Annotated in this window: 23 protein-coding genes; 11 read left to right on the forward strand and 12 right to left on the reverse strand. The window is 60.1% G+C overall.

Features of this window, described 5'->3' with window-relative positions; translation table 11 throughout:
- The 5 genes from JWR14_RS03290 to JWR14_RS03310 form a co-directional block, all read left to right on the forward strand.
- On the forward strand, positions 1-1,112 hold a 1,112-nt coding region (locus JWR14_RS03290; protein WP_299701282.1), incomplete at its 5' end, for an FUSC family protein.
- A 39-nt stretch (positions 1,113-1,151) separates the two neighbouring features.
- Complete coding sequence (locus JWR14_RS03295; RefSeq protein WP_299701285.1) at positions 1,152-1,361, forward strand: DUF1656 domain-containing protein; 210 nt, start codon at positions 1,152-1,154, stop codon at positions 1,359-1,361.
- A 7-nt stretch (positions 1,362-1,368) separates the two neighbouring features.
- Positions 1,369-2,391: an efflux RND transporter periplasmic adaptor subunit gene (locus JWR14_RS03300; RefSeq protein ID WP_299701288.1), complete on the forward strand. Its 1,023-nt coding sequence runs from the start codon at positions 1,369-1,371 to the stop codon at positions 2,389-2,391.
- Positions 2,388-3,878 carry an efflux transporter outer membrane subunit gene (locus JWR14_RS03305; RefSeq protein WP_299701291.1) on the forward strand — a complete coding sequence of 497 codons (1,491 nt, stop codon included), beginning with the start codon at positions 2,388-2,390 and terminating at the stop codon, positions 3,876-3,878. Before JWR14_RS03300 ends, JWR14_RS03305 begins: the two co-directional genes overlap by 4 nt.
- A gap of 358 nt (positions 3,879-4,236) precedes the next feature.
- Positions 4,237-5,373: a putative zinc-binding metallopeptidase gene (locus JWR14_RS03310; protein WP_299701294.1), complete on the forward strand. Its 1,137-nt coding sequence runs from the start codon at positions 4,237-4,239 to the stop codon at positions 5,371-5,373.
- Positions 5,374-5,380: 7 nt separating this feature from the next.
- Here JWR14_RS03310 and JWR14_RS03315 read toward each other — a convergent pair whose 3' ends face one another.
- The gene (locus JWR14_RS03315; protein ID WP_299701297.1) at positions 5,381-6,751 is read right to left on the reverse strand and encodes an MFS transporter; all 1,371 of its coding nucleotides are present in this window, start codon (positions 6,749-6,751) and stop codon (positions 5,381-5,383) included.
- Between the two features lie 341 nt (positions 6,752-7,092).
- On the opposite strand from JWR14_RS03315, the gene JWR14_RS03320 reads away from it, so the two are divergent.
- Positions 7,093-8,229 carry a glutathione-independent formaldehyde dehydrogenase gene (locus tag JWR14_RS03320; RefSeq protein WP_299701300.1) on the forward strand — a complete coding sequence of 379 codons (1,137 nt, stop codon included), beginning with the start codon at positions 7,093-7,095 and terminating at the stop codon, positions 8,227-8,229.
- An 83-nt stretch (positions 8,230-8,312) separates the two neighbouring features.
- Here the strand turns inward: JWR14_RS03320 and JWR14_RS03325 are convergent, their stop codons facing one another.
- A complete protein-coding gene (locus tag JWR14_RS03325; protein WP_158934942.1) occupies positions 8,313-8,717 on the reverse strand; it encodes a PaaI family thioesterase in 405 nt (134 codons plus the stop codon).
- 191 nt (positions 8,718-8,908) lie between these two features.
- Between JWR14_RS03325 and JWR14_RS03330 the strand changes: the two genes are divergently transcribed.
- Together JWR14_RS03330 and JWR14_RS03335 are read left to right on the forward strand one after the other, a co-directional pair.
- Positions 8,909-9,883: a hydroxymethylglutaryl-CoA lyase gene (locus JWR14_RS03330; RefSeq protein ID WP_299701309.1), complete on the forward strand. Its 975-nt coding sequence runs from the start codon at positions 8,909-8,911 to the stop codon at positions 9,881-9,883.
- A 1-nt stretch (position 9,884) separates the two neighbouring features.
- On the forward strand, positions 9,885-10,268 hold the full coding sequence (locus JWR14_RS03335) for a VOC family protein (protein WP_299701312.1): 384 nt from the start codon (positions 9,885-9,887) through the stop codon (positions 10,266-10,268).
- Between the two features lie 167 nt (positions 10,269-10,435).
- On the opposite strand, the gene JWR14_RS03340 is transcribed toward JWR14_RS03335, so the two are convergent.
- Positions 10,436-11,209: an SDR family NAD(P)-dependent oxidoreductase gene (locus JWR14_RS03340; protein WP_299701315.1), complete on the reverse strand. Its 774-nt coding sequence runs from the start codon at positions 11,207-11,209 to the stop codon at positions 10,436-10,438.
- Positions 11,210-11,442: 233 nt separating this feature from the next.
- Here JWR14_RS03340 and JWR14_RS03345 point away from each other — a divergent pair, with 233 nt between their 5' ends.
- Together JWR14_RS03345 and JWR14_RS03350 are read left to right on the forward strand one after the other, a co-directional pair.
- Entirely contained in the window at positions 11,443-13,470 is a 2,028-nt protein-coding gene (locus tag JWR14_RS03345; protein WP_299701318.1) for a hybrid sensor histidine kinase/response regulator, read from the forward strand.
- A gap of 120 nt (positions 13,471-13,590) precedes the next feature.
- Entirely contained in the window at positions 13,591-13,794 is a 204-nt protein-coding gene (locus JWR14_RS03350) for a hypothetical protein (protein ID WP_299701323.1), read from the forward strand.
- Positions 13,795-13,871: 77 nt separating this feature from the next.
- Here JWR14_RS03350 and JWR14_RS03355 read toward each other — a convergent pair whose 3' ends face one another.
- The gene (locus JWR14_RS03355) at positions 13,872-14,582 is read right to left on the reverse strand and encodes a response regulator transcription factor (protein WP_366144502.1); all 711 of its coding nucleotides are present in this window, start codon (positions 14,580-14,582) and stop codon (positions 13,872-13,874) included.
- A gap of 274 nt (positions 14,583-14,856) precedes the next feature.
- On the opposite strand from JWR14_RS03355, the gene JWR14_RS03360 reads away from it, so the two are divergent.
- Positions 14,857-15,318 carry a response regulator gene (locus JWR14_RS03360; protein WP_299701329.1) on the forward strand — a complete coding sequence of 154 codons (462 nt, stop codon included), beginning with the start codon at positions 14,857-14,859 and terminating at the stop codon, positions 15,316-15,318.
- 89 nt (positions 15,319-15,407) lie between these two features.
- Here JWR14_RS03360 and JWR14_RS03365 read toward each other — a convergent pair whose 3' ends face one another.
- The 8 genes from JWR14_RS03365 to JWR14_RS03400 form a co-directional block, all read right to left on the reverse strand.
- On the reverse strand, positions 15,408-15,872 hold the full coding sequence (locus JWR14_RS03365) for a DUF4126 family protein (RefSeq protein WP_299701332.1): 465 nt from the start codon (positions 15,870-15,872) through the stop codon (positions 15,408-15,410).
- Between the two features lie 696 nt (positions 15,873-16,568).
- Positions 16,569-16,793, reverse strand: a complete 225-nt coding sequence (locus JWR14_RS03370; RefSeq protein ID WP_299701335.1) for a hypothetical protein — start codon at positions 16,791-16,793, stop codon at positions 16,569-16,571.
- 413 nt (positions 16,794-17,206) lie between these two features.
- Entirely contained in the window at positions 17,207-17,410 is a 204-nt protein-coding gene (locus JWR14_RS03375; protein WP_031362000.1) for a cold-shock protein, read from the reverse strand.
- Positions 17,411-17,697: 287 nt separating this feature from the next.
- Entirely contained in the window at positions 17,698-17,955 is a 258-nt protein-coding gene (locus tag JWR14_RS03380; RefSeq protein WP_299701357.1) for a DUF6723 family protein, read from the reverse strand.
- Between the two features lie 23 nt (positions 17,956-17,978).
- The gene (locus tag JWR14_RS03385) at positions 17,979-18,263 is read right to left on the reverse strand and encodes a hypothetical protein (RefSeq protein ID WP_299701360.1); all 285 of its coding nucleotides are present in this window, start codon (positions 18,261-18,263) and stop codon (positions 17,979-17,981) included.
- A gap of 75 nt (positions 18,264-18,338) precedes the next feature.
- Positions 18,339-18,716 carry a hypothetical protein gene (locus JWR14_RS03390; RefSeq protein ID WP_366144503.1) on the reverse strand — a complete coding sequence of 126 codons (378 nt, stop codon included), beginning with the start codon at positions 18,714-18,716 and terminating at the stop codon, positions 18,339-18,341.
- A 577-nt stretch (positions 18,717-19,293) separates the two neighbouring features.
- Positions 19,294-20,643: an MFS transporter gene (locus tag JWR14_RS03395; RefSeq protein WP_299701363.1), complete on the reverse strand. Its 1,350-nt coding sequence runs from the start codon at positions 20,641-20,643 to the stop codon at positions 19,294-19,296.
- Between the two features lie 101 nt (positions 20,644-20,744).
- Positions 20,745-21,859, reverse strand: a 1,115-nt coding sequence (locus JWR14_RS03400; protein ID WP_299701366.1) for a CaiB/BaiF CoA-transferase family protein, incomplete at its 5' end; no start/stop codon positions are given.

The raw sequence follows: 21,859 nt of genomic DNA on the forward strand, positions 1-21,859 counted from the left end.
ATGGCAGTTGGCGGCCCCGTTACCGGCACTGGCGGCTCGGTGGCACGCAGCAGTACTTCGATCGCGGCATGCTGCTGTTTTCGGCCGGGTCGGCCACGCTGGCCATTTTTATCGCATCGAGCCTCTGGATTTCGTCGGGGTGGAACGACGGCGCGGGCGCGGTCACGCTGGCTGCGGTGGCGTGCTGTTTCTTCGCTGCCCTCGATGAACCCGCGCCTCAGGTATTTGCGTTCTTCACCTACACCTGCCTTGCCGTGGTGCTCGCGGGACTGTATCTCTTCGTGATCCTGCCGACAGTGCATGACTTCCCCATGCTCGTGATCATGTTCGCGGTCCCCTTCATCCTGATCGGCACGCTGATCCCGCGGCCGCAATTCAACTTGGCGACCATGCTGACGGCCGTGAACACTGCCACGTTCATCAGCATCCAGGGCACCTACGATGCGAACTTCCTGACCTTCATGAACAGCAATCTGGCGGGACCGGCGGGTTTGTTATTCGCGTTCGTCTGGACCCGCGTGACGCGGCCGTTCGGCGCTGAACTGGCGGCCGCGCGGCTGATCCGCTCGGGCTGGCGCGACGTGGCGCTGAGCGCATCGGCCCGATCCATCGACGACCAGAAAAATCACACCGCGCGCATGATCGACCGTCTCATGCAAGTCATCCCGCGTCTCGCCGCCAGCGACGACCAGCGTCATCCGTCCATCGAAAGTTTTCGCGATCTGCGCATTGCGTTTAACTCGCTCGATCTGCGGCGTCTGCGGCGACGTCTGCACGACGCTGATCTCGCCTCTGTCGATCGCGTGCTGGAAGGCGTGCGCACGTATTTCCAGCAGTGCGTCGAGCGCGGCGCGCGTCAGCCGGTGCCGGCGAGCCTGGAGACAGCAATCGATGTAGCGCTTGAGCGCATGACGAGACGCGGCGGCGCGGTGCAGATAGAAGCGGCTGCCGAAGCAGCGGCCGAGGCAGCGCAGCCGGCCGGAACACCGGCCGTCCCCGGCCGCCAGATCCGCGATGCGCTGCATGCGCTCGTGGGCATGCGTTTGTCGTTGTTTCCGGAAACTCTCACGCTCGCGTCCGCACCGCCCTCTCAACCGGGGCCTGCTGCATGACACACCGCTCCTTCAACTCTTTTTGCAAGACGCCACGCGATGATCGGTGAAATCGATATCTACGGCGTGTACTTGCCCGCCGCGCTGGTACTGATGCTGGTGTCGTACCTGTTCTGCCTGGTTGTCACGCGGGTGTTCGCACGTGTCGGCCTGTACCGTTTCGTTTGGCATCGCTCCATTTTCGACCTCGCGATCTACGTGATCGTGCTTGGCATCGTGGTCATTGTTTCGCATCGGCTATTACCGTGAAATTATCGTGAAAAAAGCCTGGTTCTCCGTTGGACAGATCCTCTTTACGCTTGTCGTCGTGGCGATCGCCGCATTCGTGTTGTGGCGGCTCGTTGACTACTACATGTTCGCGCCCTGGACCCGCGACGGCCATGTGCGCGCCGACGTCGTGCAAGTGGCGCCTGACGTGGGTGGCCTGATCGTGAAGGTGAACGTGGTCGACAACCAGCCGGTGAACGCCGGTCAGGTGCTGTTTGTCATCGATCAGGCGCGTTATGAACTGGCACTGCGCCAGGCGCAGGCAACGGCCCTGCAGCGCCGCGCGACGCTCGATCAGGCGCGAAGGGAAGACGCCCGCAACCGCACGCTCGGCGACCTCGTCGCACGTGAAGTGACTGAGGAAAGCCACTCGCGCGTGCAAACGGCGGAAGCGGCGCTGGCGGATGCGGATGTTGCTATCGATACCGCCAGGCTCAACCTGCGGCGCACGACGATCGTGAGTCCCGTGGACGGTTATCTCAACGATCGCGCACCGCGCACGGGCGAATATGTGACGGCGGGCCGCTCGGTGTTGTCGGTGGTGGACCTGCATTCTTTCCGTGTCGACGGTTATTTCGAGGAGACCAAGCTTCACGGGATCGATATCGGGCAACAGGTGGACATCAAGATAATGGGCGAGGCGAAGATGCTCCACGGGCACGTGCAGAGCATCGTGGCGGGGATCGAGGATCGCGACCGGGTACAGGGATCGAATCTGCTGCCGAACGTGAACCCGGCGTTCAGCTGGGTACGGCTGGCACAGCGGATTCCGGTGCGGATCGCATTGGACGAAGTGCCGGCCGACTTTCGCATGATTGCGGGACGTACGGCGACGGTATCGGTGCGCGATATTGCGCCGCTCGCCAAATCGAACCCGACGGGCGGCGCGAGCGGTGTTGTTGCTGCTTCGGGTGCTTCAAGTGCTTCAGGTGCTTCCACTGCTGCCCCCGTGAGCGGTGTGTTGCCAGCTAGCGGCGTTGCGACCGCTTCCGCCCCGGGTGCAAGCCAATGAAGACGCCGCGCGCTCTCGTCCTGACGCCGTTCGTGCTCGCGCTCGCCGCGTGTTTTACGGTTGGTCCCGACTACTCGGTACCGAAAGACGCCGTCGTCAATGCACCATTCGCCAACGCCCCGCTCGACGGTGCTGCGGGTCAATCGACCCTGTCAACCGGATCAGTGCCGGCGCACTGGTGGCGTCTCTACGACGACCCCGTCCTCGACGATCTGGTCCAGCAAGCCATGGCATCGAACACGGATTTGCGCGTCGCCGCGGCCAATCTCGGCCGCTCGCGCGCTACGCTCAGCGTGGCGCAGGCGCAAGGCGGCTTCTCAGGCGGGACGTCGGCTGCGTTCAAACGCGCACAGGAATCGGCGGAGCAATATTTGATCTTCGAAAAGATCCCGGTCGCGAACGAAGGCGATGTCGGCATCAACATTTCTTATGAGCTCGATCTGTTCGGCACGCTGCGACGCGGCGTTGAAGCCGCTCGCGCCGACAGCGATGCAACCCAGGCAGCAGCCGATCTGGCGCGCATCACGGTGGTAGCGGACGTGGTGCGGGCTTACGTGCAGAATTGTTCAGCGGCGGAAGAGCTTCGCATCGCGCAGCGCTCACTCGACTTGCAGCGCCAGCGGGTGTCCGTGTCGCGACGCTTGCAGCAGGCGGGTCGCGGCAACGCACCCGATGTCACGAGCGGCCAGACGCAAGTGGAAACGCTCTCGGCGAATATTCCTGTCTTCACGGCACGCCGGCGGATTGCGCAATATCAGCTCGCTACGCTGCTGGCGCGTGCGCCCGCTGATCTGCCCAAGGGCGTGTTTGCCTGCGACAGGACGCCGGTGATCGCGCAGCCGCTGCCCGTCGGCGATGGCGCCGCGTTGCTGCGACGGCGTCCCGACGTACGCGAGGCGGAGCGAAAGCTCGCTGGATCGACAGCGAGGATTGGCGTAGCCACGGGTGCGCTGTTTCCAACAGTAACCCTTGGGGCATCGGCAGGATTAACGGGGGTACTCGAGGATCTCGGCACGCAGCCAACCGCACGTTGGGGCTTCGGACCGCTGATTAGCTGGACCTTCCCGGTGAACGGACAGCGCGGGCGGATTCAAGCAGCGCAATACGGCGCCGATGCCGCGCTTGCCCAGTTCGATGGCGTCGTGTTGAAGGCGCTGCGGGAAACGCAGTCGAGTCTCGCCACGTATGCCGCCGACTACACCCGGGCCGATGCATTGACGGCTGCGCAGAAATCAGCGGCCGAATCCGCCGACCAGACTCATCGTTTCTATCTGGCTGGGCGGGAGTCGTTTATCGCCGATCTGGATGCTACGCGCGTGTTGACCACGACGAATTCGCAGTTGGCCGCGGCAAGAGGACAGGTCGCGCTCGATCAGGTCAACCTGTTCCTCGCGCTTGGCGGTGGATGGGAGATGGACTCGCCCCCGGACCCAGCCACAGCAGCCGCCGCGCCAGTGGGAGCAAGTGCCGGCGCCGCGCGTCAGTGAAACGGATGAACGGGTTCGCTAGCTAGCGGGTTAAATCGGATCCAGATCGGAGTTAGATCGGCATCCTGAATAATGATGTAGGCGAACCGCGTTGTGCTGTGCGCATCAACGCATGCATCAACGCATGCATCACGTTCCTGCATCACGTTCCTATAAGCCAAGTATCCCCTCACACTTCCCTGCTTGCGCATATATCGCATCTCCAGCGGGAACGCGCCGGTCTGACAGAGCGCGTAAGCTAGGCCCAAAGCTGCCCTGGAATCGTCTCCCCGGCGGCATGCAGGTTGCTTCGATGAACTTCCAGCACGCATGCCCATACTAGGGGAACATGCAGCATGTACTTCGATACCCCGGGCCTATGAAAACGTTTCATTGCAATCATTGCAATCAACTGGTGTTCTTCGAGAATTTTCGCTGCGAACGCTGCGAATCTCTGCTTGGTTTTATCCCCGAAATAGCTGAAATCAGTGCCTTCGAAGACGCGGGCGACGGTCTCTGGCGCAGCCGGCACCCTGAACACCGGGACACGCTGTACAAACGCTGTCACAACTACGAAGTCGAAAAAGTCTGCAACTGGATGGTGCCGGCCGAATCCACCGACCCGCTGTGTCACGCCTGTCGCCTGACGCACACCATTCCCAACCTGGGCGTGGCGAACCGCCGTTACTACTGGTTCAGGCTGGAAGCGGCCAAACGCCGCCTGCTGTACACGCTAGGGGCGCTGGGACTGCGCGTGGAATCACGCCAGGACAACCCGAAAACTGGCCTGCAGTTCAAATTCCTGGAAGATAAACGCGGTAAAAGAGTGCTGACCGGTCACGATAGAGGCCTGATCACCATGAATATCGCGGAAGCCGATGACGCGCAACGGGAACGCGTCCGCCTTGCGATGGGCGAGCCTTACCGCACGTTGCTGGGCCATTTCCGGCACGAGATTGGTCATTACTATTTCGACCGGCTTGTTGCCAATACGCCGTGGATCACGGGTTTTCGTAAGCTATTCGGCGATGAGCGCGCGAATTATCGCGAAGCGCTGGCCAAGCATTACAAGGACGGAGCGCCGCCGCACTGGGGCAAATCGTTTGTCAGTGCGTACGCGACCACGCATCCGTGGGAGGATTGGGCGGAAACCTGGGCGCATTACCTGCACATCGTGGACACCGTCGATACCGCCATGGCCTGCGGCGTCGCGCTCATGCCGGGGAACTCGCTGGACCCTACGCTCGCGGTCGAGGTGCCCCCCGGTGAAGCCACGTTCGATCATCTGATGAAACAGTGGTTTCCCCTCACCTACGCGTTAAACAGCCTGAATCGCAGTCTCGGCATGCCGGACGCGTACCCGTTCGCGCTCGCGCCGCCCGTCGTCGAGAAGTTGCGCTTCGTGGATCGGGTGATCGCAGCCGCAGGGCACGCCCAGCCATTGCCAGAGGTAGTTATTGAAGCGGTTGTCAAACCTGTTAAACCATCAGCGACCCGAGCCAATAAACACGCGTAAACAACCCTTAAGCCACTGACCCCGGTGCGCTTTTCAACGCAGCGGCGGAGGTTGCATCGGGATGAGCCGCGCTCGCACCATGCAGCGAGACCTTCGACGTCTCCGTCAGCATCAATCCACCAATCAGCCCCATCACCGAGATCACGATCAGATACAACGCAGGCGACATGTTGTTGCCCGTTGTCGTGATCAGCCACGTGGCGACGAGCGGCGCCGTGCCGCCAAACACCGTATAGGCCAGGTTGTAGGTGATGGCCGAAGCGGTGTAGCGCGTACGCGTCGGAAAGACCTCCGACAACAAGGGCGCCGTCACCACATTCGCCAACGCCGCGCCAATCGCGAGCATGCCCACGCCAATCACCGACGGCAAAAAGTGCCCCGATCCCGCCAGCGAGAACGACGGGTAGACCGTCGCGATCAGGATAATGCATGCTGTCAATACAGTCTTCCGGCGGCCGACCCAGTCCGAATACAGACCGGCCAGCGGACACAGCGCTGCCGCAAAAAACAACGCGATCACCGTGATCAGCAGCGACGTTGCACGATTCAACCCGCCCGCCACTTGCAGATAAGTCGCGAAATACGTGGTGAACATATAGAACGACAAAGCCGTCACCGAGATGAACGCTCCCAGTTTCAGAATGCCACCCGCCTGCGTACGCAGCGTGTCGCGCAGGGGGGCGTGCGCCACGTCATGCTCGCCTTCAAGTGCGCGAAATGCCGGGGTTTCGCTGAGATTCATCCGCAAGTACAGCCCGATCAGGCCAATAGGCGCTGCAGCCAGGAACGGCACGCGCCAACCCCATGTGCTCATGGCATCGGCGGAAAGCGACGCGTCGAGTGCGTAGGCAACGATCGCGGCCACCGCGAAGGAAGAGAACGTCGATACCGGCACGAAGCTGCCGTAACGTGCCCGCTTATGCTGCGGCGCGTGTTCCATGACGTAGGCGCACGCGCCGGCATATTCACCACCCGCAGAGAAACCCTGCACGCAACGGATGACCGTCAGCAGGAACGGCGCGAGCGCGCCGATGGCGGCATACGTCGGCAACAAACCGATCAGCGTGGTCGCCCCCGCCATCATCAGGATCGTCAATGCCAGCGTGCGCTTGCGGCCAATGCGGTCACCAATCACGCCAAACACAATACCGCCCAGCGGCCGGAATGCAAACGCCACGGCGAAGACGGCGAAGGTCTTGAGCAATCCGACGGCCGGGTCTCCGCTCGGAAAAAACTCCTTCGTGAGGATGGTCGCGAGAAAACCGTACGCGGCAAAGTCGAACCATTCGACGAAATTTCCGATCGATGCCGCGAGGATCACCTTACGCAGCGTTTTAAGATCGACTTCAGGCGGCGATGCTTCCAACGTTCTCGACATTCGATGACTCCCGGATAAGGTTTTTTAGCGAACCGGCACACCGGACACGCGTTGGATCAATCCCTCCGAGTAGATGCGACCATAAACCCCGCTCCTAGAACGATCACGTCATGGTGATAGGACCGAAGCGACATCGGTCCCGCCGGCTACTCGCACGGCCGACGCGAACACAGCGCTCCTAACGAGCAGGTCACTCCCCTGCCATCTGCAAAAGCTGCGTGCTGCGGACCTAAGCACGTCATCGTTACCGGTTCGTCGAACTGGCCACCGCGGGAACGCGTACTGCTGAAACCATCGTCAGCCGCCGTCCGGCGGGCATGGATAACTCCCAAGGAGTAACGATGAAAGCACTCGTGTACGAAGGACCGCGCAAGGTGACAGTGAAGGAAATGCCGGACGCGAAAATTCAACGACCGACGGATGTGCTCGTCAAGATCACGACCACGAACATCTGCGGCTCGGACCTGCACATGTTCGAAGGCCGGACCAATATGGAAACGAACCGTATCTTCGGTCACGAGAACCTGGGCGTGGTCGTGGAAGTCGGAGCCGGGGTTGAGCGCATCAAAAAAGGCGATCGCGTCTGTCTTCCGTTCAACATCGGCTGCGGATTTTGCAAGAACTGCGAGAAGGGCCTGACCGGTTTCTGCCTGACGGCCAATCCGGGCATGGCTGGTGCGGCGTACGGTTTTGCCGGCATGGGACCGTATGAAGGCGGGCAAGCCGAGTACCTGCGCGTACCGTTCGGCGACTTCAATTGCCTGCTGCTGCCACCCGATGCCGAGGAGAAGGAAAACGACTACGTGATGCTGTCCGACATCTTCCCGACCGGCTATCACGCGACCGTGCTGGCCGGCGTGGAACCGGGCGACAGCGTGGTCATCTACGGAGCAGGTCCGGTCGGGTTGATGGCGGCCATGTCCGCAGGCATCAAAGGCGCGAGCAAAGTGATGGTCGTCGACTCTCACCCCGACCGGCTCAAACTAGCGGAGAAAATTGGCGCGATCCCCATCGACGACAGCGATGGTTCAGCGGTCGAACAGGTCCTGGAGATGACCGGTGGCGAAGGCGCGGACCGGGGCTGCGAATGCGTCGGTTATCAATGCAGTTGCAAGGGCCATGAAGTGCCGAACCTGACGATGAACAACCTCGTCAAATCGGTGCGCGCGACTGGGGGTATTGGCGTGGTGGGCGTGTTCGTGGCGGAAGATCCGAAGTCGGAGGACAAGCTGATGCAAAAGGGTCAACTCGCATTCGACTTCGGCACGATGTGGATGAAGGGCCAGCGCATTGCGACGGGACAGGCCAACGTGAAGGCGTATAACCGCAAGCTGCGTGATTTGATTGCCGCGGACAAGGCTAAACCGTCGGTGATTGTTTCACATGAGTTGCCGCTCGAGAAAGCGCCCGAAGGTTACGAGCACTTCGATGCTCGTGACGACGGCTGGACCAAGGTGGTGCTCAAGCCGGCCGCTTGATCCCGTCGCGTGTGTGCTTGTTGGTCAAGGTCGAAGCGCCGGGGAACCGGCGCTTGTTTTACTGCCTGTCGCTTGTAAAAAAATCACTTCTTCCCGTGCGTGCCGGCATATTTGAATGTCCCTTGCGCGCTTGCAATCAGGAGCTTGTCATCGACCCATGCTTCGCCGCGCGAGAAAAATATGCTGCGCCCTTGCCGTTCGATAAACCCTTTCGCCGTGACGCTTTCACCCAACCCTGTGTCGAGATAATTGACCGTCAGCGAAAGCGTAAAACCGTGAATGGCCGGTTCGCCCTGCTCGGCATAGAGACCTGCATAACCGCATGCGGCATCGAGCAGGGTTGCCACCGCGCCGCCTTGCAACACGCCTTGCCGGTTCAGATTACGCGCTTGAATCGGCATGCGGAACTCGGCGTAACCGCTCTTCCACGCAACGAGGCGTGCATCGAGGAATTCGAGAAACGGATTGTCGAGAATGAAATCGGACATCGAAAAAGGCTCCTGCCGAAAAAGTAGGGATTAACCAAGACTGTGCCATGACGAAGCGTTTGGCGTGCGAAGCCGCCCGTGCGAGCCTTTCCAATTTGGAAACGGTCGTGGAAAATCCAGTAATTTTCAGGCCGTCGACGCAGGTTCATCATGTCTGTATAACGCGCCACCATCCGGCGCCACCATCCGACATGAGGAGCTCCATGAAACGCCTGTATATCCAGGAAGTCGCGACCCGAGACGGCTTTCAGAACGAAAAGCAATTCGTCGATACCGACGCGAAGATCGCCTTGGTCAACGCCCTGAGCGCATGCGGATTCGCGAAGATAGAAGTGACGTCGTTTACATCGCCGAAAGCTATCCCCGCGTTGCGCGACGCCGAAGCTGTGATGCATGGCATTGCGCGGCGCGAAGGCGTGGTCTACACGGTGCTCGTGCCGAATGTGCGCGGGGCGGAGCGCGCGCTGTCGTGCGGTGTCGATGAAGTCAACCTCGTGATGTCGGTGAGCGAGACCCACAACCGCGCGAACCTGCGCATGAGCCGCGACCAGTCGTTTGCGCAATTGAGCGATGTGATCAGCGTGGTGAAGTCAACACCGGTAGCCATCAACGTATCGTTGTCCACATCGATGGGTTGCCCCATGGAAGGCGACGTCGCGGTGGAAGAAGTGCTGCGCTGGACCGAGCGTTTTGCCAGACTCGGCGTGCGGGGCGTGACCCTCTGCGACACCACGGGCATGGCGTTCCCCTCACAGGTGAAGGCACTCTGCGAGCGCGTACGCGCGGCATTCCCCGCACTCGAACTCACGCTGCACTTTCACAACACGCGCGGCATGGCGCTGGCCAACACGCTGGCGGCGCTGGATGCAGGCATCGATCGTTTCGATGCATCGCTTGGCGGCATTGGAGGGTGCCCTTATGCGCCCGGCGCGAGCGGCAACGTATGTACGGAGGAACTAGTCCATATGCTGGAACTGGACGGCTACGACACCGGCGTCGATCTCGCCGCGACGCTCAACGCAGCGGCGTTGCTGCCGGGCCTGATTGGCCACGACGTGCCGAGCCAGATCCTCAAGGCTGGCCGCCGGCTCGACCTGCACGACGCGCCGCCGATTGATGCAGGCGGCGCCCCCGTACAACAGGCATTTGCCAAGGAAGGCGCCTGACATGACCATCATCGATCACCTGGATCACCTCGTTCTGACTTGCATCGACGAAGCGGCGACGCGCCATTTCTACACCGAAGTCCTGCAGATGAAGCTCGAAACCTTCGGCGCGGGAAGGACTGCGTTCAAGTTCGGCAACCAGAAAATCAACCTGCATGTGCGCGGCAAGGAGTTCGAGCCGAAGGCCCATGTGCCGGTGCCGGGCGCGCTGGACCTGTGCTTCATCGCAGCCGTGCCGCTGGATGATGTGATTGCGCACCTTAAGCAGTGCGAGTGGCCGATCCTGGAAGGGCCGGTCGAGCGGACCGGCGCCACGCAGAAGATTCGCTCGGTCTACGTCCGCGATCCCGATCTGAACCTGATCGAGATATCCGAGTTGATTTAAGGGACCGTAGGGGCGCGCCATGCGCACGCTTGGTTGCGGCTGCTTGGTTGCGTCCGCTTGGTTGCGTCCGAATACGCCCCTATAAGCGCCAACCCATAGCGCCCGGCGCATTCACATGCTTGCGCCGGGCGGTATAACGTACAACCAGTCGTTCCACACGCCCCTCCTCACTCTGGCAGCCGAATCCCGGACAAGCGCTCACACGCCTCGATCAGCCGATCCTGCAAATCAGCATCGCGGGCGGCCGCGCTCGGCTCGCGCCGTTTCATATGGAAGAAATATTCACCGGTCACCCTTGCGGCAGGCTCATCGCTGAGGGCCAGCCAGGCCTGTGTTTGCGGCGCGGCCTTGAGGTCATCGGGTGCGCCCGAGCCGCCCATTTTGGTCGGCACCCAGCCAGGATGCACGGCATTGGAGAACACGCCGGGCCAGCGGCGCGCCACCCCGAACGCGAGCAAGATGTCGTGTAATTTTGAATCGGAATAGGCGTTTGAACCCTGCCAGGACCGCTGCTGCCAAAGCAGATCGTCGAGACTGGCATCGCCGCTCTCATGCAATCCGGAGCTAAGATAGACCAGACGCTGGGGCTTATCGATCAACGCGGTCAGGATGTAGGGCGCAAGCGTGTTGATGGCGAAAACGTGCGGCAAGCCGTCAACCGTCTCAATGCGCCGCGGCTCGCGATACCCTACCGCGGCGTTATGGATCACGACATCAAAATGGCCCAACCGGTTAACCTGCCCGGCCACAAGAGTAGTCTCTTCGATACTCGATAAATCGCCGGACACGGCAGCCTCCGCGCCCGTTACGGCTTGCATCGCTTCATGCGCGCGCTCGGCATGCCGGGCATGCAAGACCACTTGATGCCCTTGCGCCACGAGTAGACGGGCGGCCATTTGACCGAGCCCATCGGCGGACCCTGTAATGAAAATGCGTGACATGACGGTACCTGTTTAAAGATCAGACGAATAAGCAATAACGGAATATCGATGCGGTAAACATGAGAGCCAAGCGTAGCGTGAGAGCTGGCCCTTAGCGAGCGCGCCCCGGTCATCACGCCAATGACATGCAGTCATGGCGGATAGGCACTTGGGATTTGCAGAAAAACGGTGTTTGCTTCAGGCGCGTGGTCAGCTAAAGTAATCGATCACGCCCTTTTTCGAGTGAGCGAATCATGGACGTTCCCGAACATGTTGCCGACATGGCCGCGCCCAAACCGTCGCGGCTTTTCTCCTCGTCCGCGCGCGATGCGGGCTTGAGCCTCGTCCGTAATCTCTCGATACCGAAGCCCTTTCCTGAAGCCGCCTTCGAAGCACAATTCCTCGAAGACCATTGCCGTCGTTTCTGCGCGTTTCGCCGTGCATCGGCGCTTCTCGCGCTGAGCGTATGGGTCTGCTTCCTCTGGTACGACTTCAATTTCGGCCGCGAAAGCGCCGTGCTTGCCCCCGTCTTCATGCAGATCATGGCACTGCGGCTGGCCGGCATCGTGTTGCTCGTGTTCGTCGGCAGCCTGACCTTGAGGGCGTCGTTCGCGACGCATGCCACGTCCCAGCGCGTGATCCTCACCGGCGTCTACGGCTGCAACCTGATACTGCTTCTGCTGGTGGCCTTGAGCCCCGGACCGTTCAATTACACGTGGTATTTCGTTGGTCTCTACCTCGTATTTTTCTTCCAGTTCGGCTTCTTCTACCTGAAGTCCAGCGTGGCGCTGACGGCTGCCGTGGTCACGTTTTCAGCGATCATCCTGCTGCAACTCACCATCAGGATTCTCTCGCCTGAAGACTTCTACATGGGCCTGTTCTATCTCTTCAATGTGGTCGTGATCGGTCACGGCGTGTGCGTGCATGCGGAGCGGGTATCGCGTGAGCGCTTCGCGGCAGAGCGTGCATTCGGTGTGCTCAATAACGAGCTCCTCACCGCAAACGTTCAACTGGAAAAAAAGCACCTGGACCTGCTGGCGTCGAAGAAAGATCAGGACACCAAGACGAATGCATTGCTCGCGCTCAAGGAGCAACAGATGCTGGCCGCGGAAACCGCCAGCCGCGAAAAGTCGAATTTCCTTGCCGCCGCCACGCACGATTTGCGGCAGCCCATGCACGCGCTCAATCTCTTCCTGCAAGCTGCCGCCGAAGCGCTGCATCACGACGATGTCACCGAAGCCGCCCGGCTGATCGATGAATCCGGCCGTTCGTCGGTGATCCTCGCGCGCTTCCTGAACGCGGTGCTCGATCTGTCGCGGCTCGAATCGGGCCGGGTCGTGCCGCGCTATCACGTGTTCGATCTCAAGATCGCCGTGCTGGAAGCGGCGGAACAATTGCGCCCGCTCGCGGCCATGCACGGCGTCGAGTTGCGGCTGCGCATGCCTCACGCGCCCGTGTACGTACGCAGCGACGCCCATTGGCTCGGGCGGGCTATCGTGAACCTGGTGTCGAACGGGATTCGTTACGCCGATGCCAGCAAGAAAGCCGAGCCCGTGGTCATTGTGGGCGTGGTGCGTTCGGCCACGCGAACGCGCATTGATGTGGTGGACAACGGCATTGGCATCGCGTCCGAACATTGGGACTCGATCTTCCAGCCGTTCTTCCAGGTCGGCAACGCCGAGCAGGACAACGATCGGGGACTCGGCCTCGGCCTGTCGATCGTGAACGCCGTGGTGTCCATATTAGAGGAGCATCGGATCGAGTTGAAATCGGCGGAAGGGCGCGGTTCGCGCTTCTCGCTCGAAATGCCCATTTGCGGCTCGCCTCTCGGCGAAACCGCGCCGCGTTCGCGAGGTGAGGCCGCCGATTTGCAAACCGTGCCGCTGGACGGACTCTATGTGTTGCTGGTTGAAGACGACAGCCTCGTGCGGGCATCGACGGAAGCGTTGCTTGTGCAATGGGGCATGCTGTTCGACTCCTCCAGCAGCTTTGAAGAGTTCGAGGAGACGCTGAACACCATCGAACGTTATCCGGATCTCATCATCACGGATTTCCGTTTACGCGATTCGAAAACAGCACGCGAAGTGGCCATGCTCGCGGCGGCGAAACTCGGGCGGCGTTGCCCGTGCCTGGTCGTCACCGGTGAGCCGGCTGCGACCATCGTGCCGCTCGCATGCGATCACGACGTGCTGAGCAAGCCGGTCAGTCCGGCGGAGTTGCGCCGGCAGATTGCGTCGCTGATATCGGGGCGTTCGGTGGGCGATACTGCGAGGGCTTGCTGAGGGCGCAGAAACCGGCCGACGGGAGGGCAAACAGTCGTCAACCTTGTCGAAACATCTCGTCGGCAAAAAGCAACTTCAGAAGGCTTCAGCGCCAACCGCCGGCCCGAAACCGACGTCAACATGCATATTGTCCTGCGCAATGTCAGCCAGCAGGTGGTCGAGGTCGTACGTGTCGAAACCCGCAGGCATCGTGGCGATGCATCCGGCTTTCCCGTCGGCCATGAGCGGCGCGCTGCTGTCGCCGGCTTTTTCTATCACTACACGCATGGCATCCCGGTATTGCCCTTGTCCTGCCACTGCGACAAGACTGACGCGGCATTGTAGAGGCACGAATACCGGCAAATCCCATCCACGCTTATTTTTATAAATCTCTCAGGTCCAGCCTTCCCTACCGTGCTTTCCTACCGCGCTGCGCCCGCGGTCGCCGGGTTGCCCATCGGCATCTCGATTCCGCGCCGCGCCATTTCCACGATCAGGAACGTTCGCCGGGTCACATGAAACCGGGCGAGCAGATCGCTTGAATACTCCTTGGCGGTGTTTTCGCTGATATTCATTTTTCTCGCGATCGCCTTGTTCGATAAACCCTGCAACAAATAGCGCAGCGTCTCGGTCAGGCGCGGCGGCAGGTTCAGCGACTCCACCGTCACACCGGAATGGGTGGACACCGGTTTGGGGCTGTGACCGCCCTTTCCCAGCACGCTATTGGGCAAATACACGCGGCCGCTCAGAATCGTCTTGAGGGCCTCGCGGAACACGCCCGCCCCTTGCTCACTCGCCTTCGAAATAAAGCCGCATGCGCCGCTCCTGATGCATTCCAGCACCGTATCGCGATCGTCTTGTGCGGACAGCATGATGGTCTGTACCTCGCGCTCCTGCTCCCCGATCCAGTTCAGCAGATCGAGTCCTGTGGAATTACCCCGTAATTGATAGTCGAGGAAAACGAGATCGTACGAGCGCGCGGACAGCTTCTCCGTGGCTTGTTCGAAGCCGTCGGCCTCATCGATATCGAGCAACGGTTCATTGGCAAGGATCAGGCTTTTCATGGCGCTTCTCGTGAGCCCCTCATCCTCGACCAGCAGCACCGTTTTGAAATTACCGTTTTCCATTGCCATTCCCGTAAATCACACCCTGATGGTAACGGCATGTCGGGGTCTCGCCACCCCCCCTTTCGCAGGGATACGAAGGGGGGTCCGCGGCCCCCCCGAAAAATTCGCGTACGTCCCCTCCTCGACCGGGTGTTGCGGCAAACGTTAAATCGCGACACTGACTCATCGATTCCGCAGCACTCCCAACGTCGGACCCGCAATTGCCGTTTATGGAGCTCATCTGGTTCCAGCGACGGCTCCGGCGCCCCGCCCAGTCACACAAAACCAGAAGGAGGACACCATGAGCAATCGTTCAGGCACGGATGACGAGAGACACTTTGCATTGTGGAGCGACAAGCAGGCACGCATGCCAATCGGCGCACCGCGGGTACTGATCGCCCATCAGGACAAACTGATCGGGGAATCGCTGGCCGCGCTGCTGCGGCTGACCGGGCTGCAGGTCATGCACACCCAGAGCCTGAAATCGGCGCGTTCGCTGCTGCAGAACTGGAAACCCCAGGCATTGATACTGGATACGCGGCTCGACAGCGAATCCGGTTATGCCTTCATCAGCACGCTGCGCCCCGACGCCGACGTCACCGGCCGCCTGCTGGTCGCGATCAGCAACATCTGGCCGGCCGATCCTGTTGAAACCCTGAAAGACGCAGGCTTCGACGCCCACTGCCGGCGGCCCTGCGCCACCTGGCGCCTGGCGGAGATGCTCGCGACCTATTTCTCGATACCGAAGCGGTGCCGATATTGAAAACCCGCTGAAGCCATGCTGAATTTACGCTGAAACAGCGCCGATGCCGACGTCGACGCCATTCATACCCGGTTGCACCGAGACGAAACTCAAGCAAGCGAAATGACGATCAACACCGCGCCGCCGACCGCTATTACGTCTTCTATCAGCGCCGCCGGTAAATCGCGCCCCATCGCGCGAGCCAGCGCACCGCGGGCGCTCGCGCCGCCCAGGGTGCCAATAATTGCTCCGATCAGCCCCGCCACCGCGCCGCCAATCATCGAGCCCGCCGCCGCACCCAGCGCGGCTCCGCTCACCGCGCCGGTCACGAGCCGTGCGACGAATTGCATGGGCACCTTGCGGCTGGGAGTTTTTGGAAGTTGGTCGGTGATCAGTTCGCCAATGGCAAGTACGGTCAGGATATAAGGCGTGACGGTCGCGCCGAGGAACGCGAGCGGCGTGTGCTGGACGGGCAGCCAGCCGAGATGCGCAGCCCAGCTTACAGCGGCGGGAGCAGTCATCGCCCGCAGTCCGGCGACAACGCCTATCAACAGGGCAAGAAGATATAAGGACATCGACGGCTCCGGTGTTGAACGGTTCGGGATGAGCGCGCTGCTGGGGTGCACGTGCTCGCCCGACAGGAATACCGCGAATTCGCGGCATTAGAAAGCGATAAAGACGGTTCGATTCAACGAGCGGGCCGCTGGCAGCAAGACTGGGGCGCCACCGGGACGAGCGCCTGACAAGCGAACGTTTAAAAGCCAGCGTGTCGATATAAAGAGCACAGCGCGACGAGACCAACCTCAAAATAATTATTTGGATAACGAAGCATAATTTGAACGATAGCGTCATCCGGACTGAAGATTAAGAACACAGCGCGATCAACATATAAAGCGACGCCACCCGAAAAGTGCATGCACAGCGAGCTAAAAGCGGCGCGACCGCAGTCGCGCCACTTTACTCACCTCAAGTATTTTGGGACTGGTTTTATAGGCTAATGCAAGACAAGCGCAACAGCGTTCTCAGGGCGCAAACGCACATCGATAGGCTTGAAACTAAAACGGCGCACCTGATGGTGCGCCGACGGGACAGACGCTCTTGTTGCGTGTGCCAGGGGACTATTAGAGCCAGCCGAGTGGATCGGACTTGAGAGATCAGGCTTGAAACAACGGATGTCTGGGGCATGCTTTTAACAGCAAACCGTTTCAATGGGACCGAGGAATGATTCGCCGCAGATTCACCGGGGATTCGCCACGAACCCACCGCTGCTATCAACCGCGGGTGTCCACCCATTCGCGCGCCCACTCGCGCGAGTGACCGATCGCTTGGGCCTCGTTCTTGAAATAGTCGAGAACGTGGAACTGGTAGCGGTTGCCCTTCTCGCTGCCACTATGGCGCTCAAGCAAAAGGTTCGACGCAAATGATCCATCCGGCAAACGATGCGCAGAAGGAACGACTTTATAGCCGTTGTACAAATAAATATTGGAATTATGCATTAGTGACACACACGAACAAACGCGGGTCCGACATACATTGATTGTCAGGACGCGTTGATAACAGGCACGAGGCCTTAAAAATTCGCAGAGGAAGCAGCAGAAAAACAGCAGACAGCAGCCGAAATCACAAGCGCGCTAACGAACAATTAGCGTTCGTTTTAGATCGCGACATGTGGCAGCGAAGTTGCAGGAGATTGCAGAGGGACTAAAGCAGACTAACTAGAGCGGACTAAAGTGGAAGTGCAAACAGATGCAAGCAGAGGCAGACAGGTGCAATGCTGATGGTAGCGGCGTCGTTCAATGCATATAACAAGAGCGACTGCCACGACCGGGAACCGAAGCTCCGCGAAAACATTTATTACTCGCGTAAAATGGCGTGAGCCAGTTTACGCGATAAATCACACTACCACCAATTACAGCGGGGTAATGTTCGAAGCTTGCAGACCCTTCGGGCCTTGCTTGGTTTCGAAGCTAACCTTTTGGTTTTCGGCGAGCGTCTTGAAGCCGTCGCTACGAATTTCCGAAAAGTGGGCGAAGAGATCGTCGCCGCCTGCGTCAGGCGTAATGAAGCCGAAGCCCTTGCTGTCATTGAACCACTTAACGATACCGGTATCCATATTAAATCCTTGAAAATATAAAGATGATGCAACCCCGTATTGAGGCGAGAGAAGCTTCAAGGAAGTGAGAGGACAACAAATACCGCGGAGATAACGAGGCAGAATGATGAACAGCAATCGAGCTTCTTGAATACTTCGACTTACAGATTACGTGGCGCGAGGCGCGGTGTCAAGCTATTTCGGACCCGGCCTAGTCACACAATGAAACGATCACACCCGATTTGCCGTAACTTGTCCTGCTAGCAGCCACTTCACAGGCTCGGCAAGTACGGTTGGTCACTTCGTTATCACTCAGGCACCGCGATATCACCGTCCACCAGGCTTGCGCCATATTGTTCGGCGTAATCGCGCGCGCCTTGCGCGTCGGGGAAAAGCGGCATGTCCGCACAGCCGACAAACGGATAGATCACGCGCTTGTCGCTTAGCCTCGTCACACGTAGCGTGGGCATGGTTCCGCCCGTTGCGCGCCTTGACGAGGCCGCCACGTTGTAATTGGCCCATCCAGCCGGTTTGTCGGCCGTCCGGAGATCGAACGAGGAGGTCATGGGCGGGTGATCGAGCGAATAACTCATAGATCGGCGATGGATTCGCCCGCGACGTTGCCGTCGATCAGACTTTCTGCATAACGCGTGGACGCAAGCCGTGCTTCACCCGAGCCGCTGAACGGACCGGTGCCCGGCACGCGATACACGCGGCTGGTGGTCGTGCTGTCGTCAACGCCGCGCCGCGAAATCTTCACGGCGGCGTCGAAACCCGAGTCGTAATGGCGGGAACCGTCCGCACCGCGCGGCTTGTGCGGGTAGATCAGCGGAATTATTTCGAGGCCGCGATAGCTTCTTACAGTGTCGTTCATGATGTTTCTTCGGTTATTGCGCGACGCCCCGAGGTCTTGTCACGCGTGGCTACTGCGTACTGCGAGCGTCACCGCTCATGTGGCGTTGTCTGCGCCGCCTGGCTGCAAAGGTGCGGCCGCAGCCGTCACAGATGGCTGGAACCGCCGCACCGAGCGGGAAAAACGACCGCTTCGCGCGTTATACAGTGCACCGGCCTGAACCTTGCCGTCGATAATGTCTCGACCGTATTGCATGGCCAGCTCAATGGCGTCGTCAGCACTGGCCGGCTCGGGACCTTTGATCGCCGGTGAATAGCGCTTGGACGTTGCGCTGTCTGACGGTACGGCATCTATCTGAACAATCGCGGAAAAACGCTTGGGACCTTTTGCGAACGGATCGCCATGCGGCGGGAAAATCTGCTGCGAATAAGCGCGCAATGCATAGCCGCGATATTCGATGGTATGGATGGTCATAACGCACTCGCTGGACACACTGCGCCGACCGTCGTGAAAATCTGCTGAAAACCGATATGCAAACCGACGGTCATCGGCATCGGAACGATTAAGAATGCGCTAAATCGTTGTTTGAGGCAAGGCAAATCGGACCTTGCCCGGCATTGAATGGATGGCGGAGGTGCTTGACCAGCGGAGGTGTCACGACGATTTCTAAAGGATTAGTTGAAGTACATCGGTCGCTTTTTCCGGCACTTGCGCAAAATTCGTGATGGACGGTACTTTTAGCCGAACTCGAAACTGGACAACCGATAAAAGTGGCTGCACGGTGCCAAACGCAGGACGAAAACGAGGCTCCCAGACCAAAATACGGGCAATTTCCCGGCGCGCTAATCCGCTGAACAAAGCGGCCGGAATTATTTGTCACGGTCGACTTTGACTTATCTATATTGGCCCATTGCAACAAACCCTTGTCCATATTTAACAACGTATCGGGTTTCAATAGGGTTGCAACTGGATTTTCCCCCGCGCGCGACGAGCGGTTTTAAGTTTTATAAGGCGTTAAATGACCCTTGAGAATAAAACCGCCGGGGACAGGTTATCTCCGGGAAATGCGAGCCTCAGACGCATCCTTCTCGCGCAATATCGCCGGCAAACCGAATAGCAGGAGCAATGCGCCGATGAGACTCATCGCGCCGATCGCGTATAACGCAGGCGTCGTGCTGCCGGTCAGGTCGCGAACCCGCCCAACCATCACCGGACTCACAATGCCGCCGAGTTGCCCGATGGTGTTGATCAGCGCTATGCCGCCTGCCGCGCCCGCCCCCGTCAGGAGCTTCGGCGGCAACGCCCAGAACGCGGGAATCGAAGCCACCACGCCCGCTCCCATCACGCCGAGCGCCACGATCAGGAAGCCAGTCTGTTTATCGAAGAAACCGGCTGCAAAAAAACCGATCGCCGCCATCACCAGCAGGCCACAGACGAACTTGCGGCGCTCGCCCGACGCGTCGGAGAGACGGCCCACCACGACCATGGCGATCGCACCGCAAATGTAGGGCACGGCCGTCAGCAAACCAATGGTGGTCGGGTTGTGCGTACCGGCGCTTCGAATGAGTTGCGGCGCCCAGAAATTGAGCCCGTACGACGCCACCTGGATCAAGAAATAGATCAGTCCGAGCATCAGGAAGCCGCGTGTCCTGACTGCATCGAGTAGCGAACTGCCGGCGCCCGAGTGCGGGGTGTGTCGCTGGATGCGGCTTGCCAGCAGTGTTTTTTCCGAGGCGCTGAGCCAACCCGCGTCTTCAATCCGGTCCTTCAGCAGCTTGAGTACCAGCAGGCCGAGAACGACACACGGCAAGCCGCCAAGCAGGAATAGCCAGTGCCATCCGCGGATGCCAAGCACCCCGTCCATGTGTCCGAGGACCAGACCCGACAACGGCGCACCCACCAGCCCGGAGAATGCCGAGGAAAGAAACAGCATCGACGTGATGCGGCCGCGATGGCTCGCCGGAAACCACAACGTGAGGTAGTACAGCACGCCGGGGGCGAACCCCGCTTCCATTGCGCCGATGATGAAGCGCAGCGCATAGAACTGCCATTCGTTGCCGACCAGCACCATGGCGCTAGTGGCAATTCCCCAGGAAATCATGATGCGCGCGATCCAGCGACGGGCGCCGACCTTGTAAAGCAGCAAGTTGCTCGGGACTTCGAACAAGACGTAGCCGATCACGAAGAGGCTGGCGCCGAGACCGTAGGCAGTGTCGGAGAAACCGAGATCGCTTTGCAGTTGAAACTTCGCAAAGCTGATGTTGATTCGATCAAAAAATGCGAACAAATAGCAGATCATGATCAGTGGCATCAGCCGCCAGGCGACCTTGCTGATCACCGCCTTGAAGTCGTTTTCTGTGTGTGCCTGCGGTACGGCCGCCGTGGCGTCAAGATCGCTCATGATCGTCTCCTTGCCGGACTGGCTTAGGGCCGTCCGGTCATATGTGTTCTTTGATGTTGAGGGAAAGGTTTTGTGGCTGGAAGCGACGCGCTTGCTGCCACTTATTGCACAGCGCCCTCGCTGCGCAACCGTGCGACATCGCTCGCATTAAAGCCGAGATCAGACAGTACGGAGTCCGTATGTTCTCCAAGCGTGGGGCCTTGCCAACGGACTTCGCCGGGGGTGTCGGAGAGCTTGGGCACAATGCCGGGCATCTTCACCGACACCCCGCCGGGCAACGCGGCATCAAGCAACATGTCGCGCGCCTGATAATGCGGATCCGCAACAATGTCGGCTACCGAATAGATCCTGCCGGACGGCACTTCCGCTGCTTCGAGCGCGGCGAGCACGTCGTCAATCGGATGATGGGTGGTCCACGCGGTGATCGCTTCGTCCAGCCGTGCGCTTTGAGCGGCGCGGCCGTCGTTGCGGGCCAGCGCGGGGTCATCGGCGAGATCGGCGCGGCCTATTACATGCATCAGGCGCTTGAAGATCGGATCGCTGTTGCCCGCGATCACCACGAAAGCGCCGTCTTCGGTGCGATACGTATTCGACGGCGCGATGCCAGGCAATGCACCGCCGCTGCGCTCGCGCACGTGTCCGAGCAAGTCGTATTCGGGGATCAGGCTTTCCATCAGGTTGAAGACGCTTTCGACCAGCGATACATCCACGACCTGGCCCAAGCCCTGCCCGGTCTTCACGCGCAGGATCGACATCAACGCGCCGATCACCCCGTGCAGCGAAGCCAGCGAGTCGCCGAGCGACACGCCCACGCGTGCCGGCGCGCCATCGACTTCGCCGGTCGTATAGCGGATGCCGCCCATGGCCTCGCCGATCGCGCCGAAGCCCGGACGATCGCGATACGGTCCCGACTGCCCGTATCCGGAGATGCGGACCATCGTGAGTTTGGGATTGATCGCGTGCAGCACGTCCCAGCCAAGGCCGAGTTTCTCAAGCGCACCGGGACGGAGGTTTTCAATCACGACATCGGCGTCCGCGGCGAGACGCTTGACGACATCGACACCGTCGGGGGACTTCAGGTTCACACATACGGACTTCTTGTTGCGCGACTGCAGATACCACCAGAGCGACGTGCCCTCGTGCAGTTTTCGCCATTTGCGAAGCGGGTCGCCGTTATCCGGCGCTTCAATCTTGATGACGTCGGCACCGAACTCCC

The organism is Caballeronia sp. (genome assembly GCF_028292365.1).
Lineage (GTDB): Bacteria > Pseudomonadota > Gammaproteobacteria > Burkholderiales > Burkholderiaceae > Caballeronia.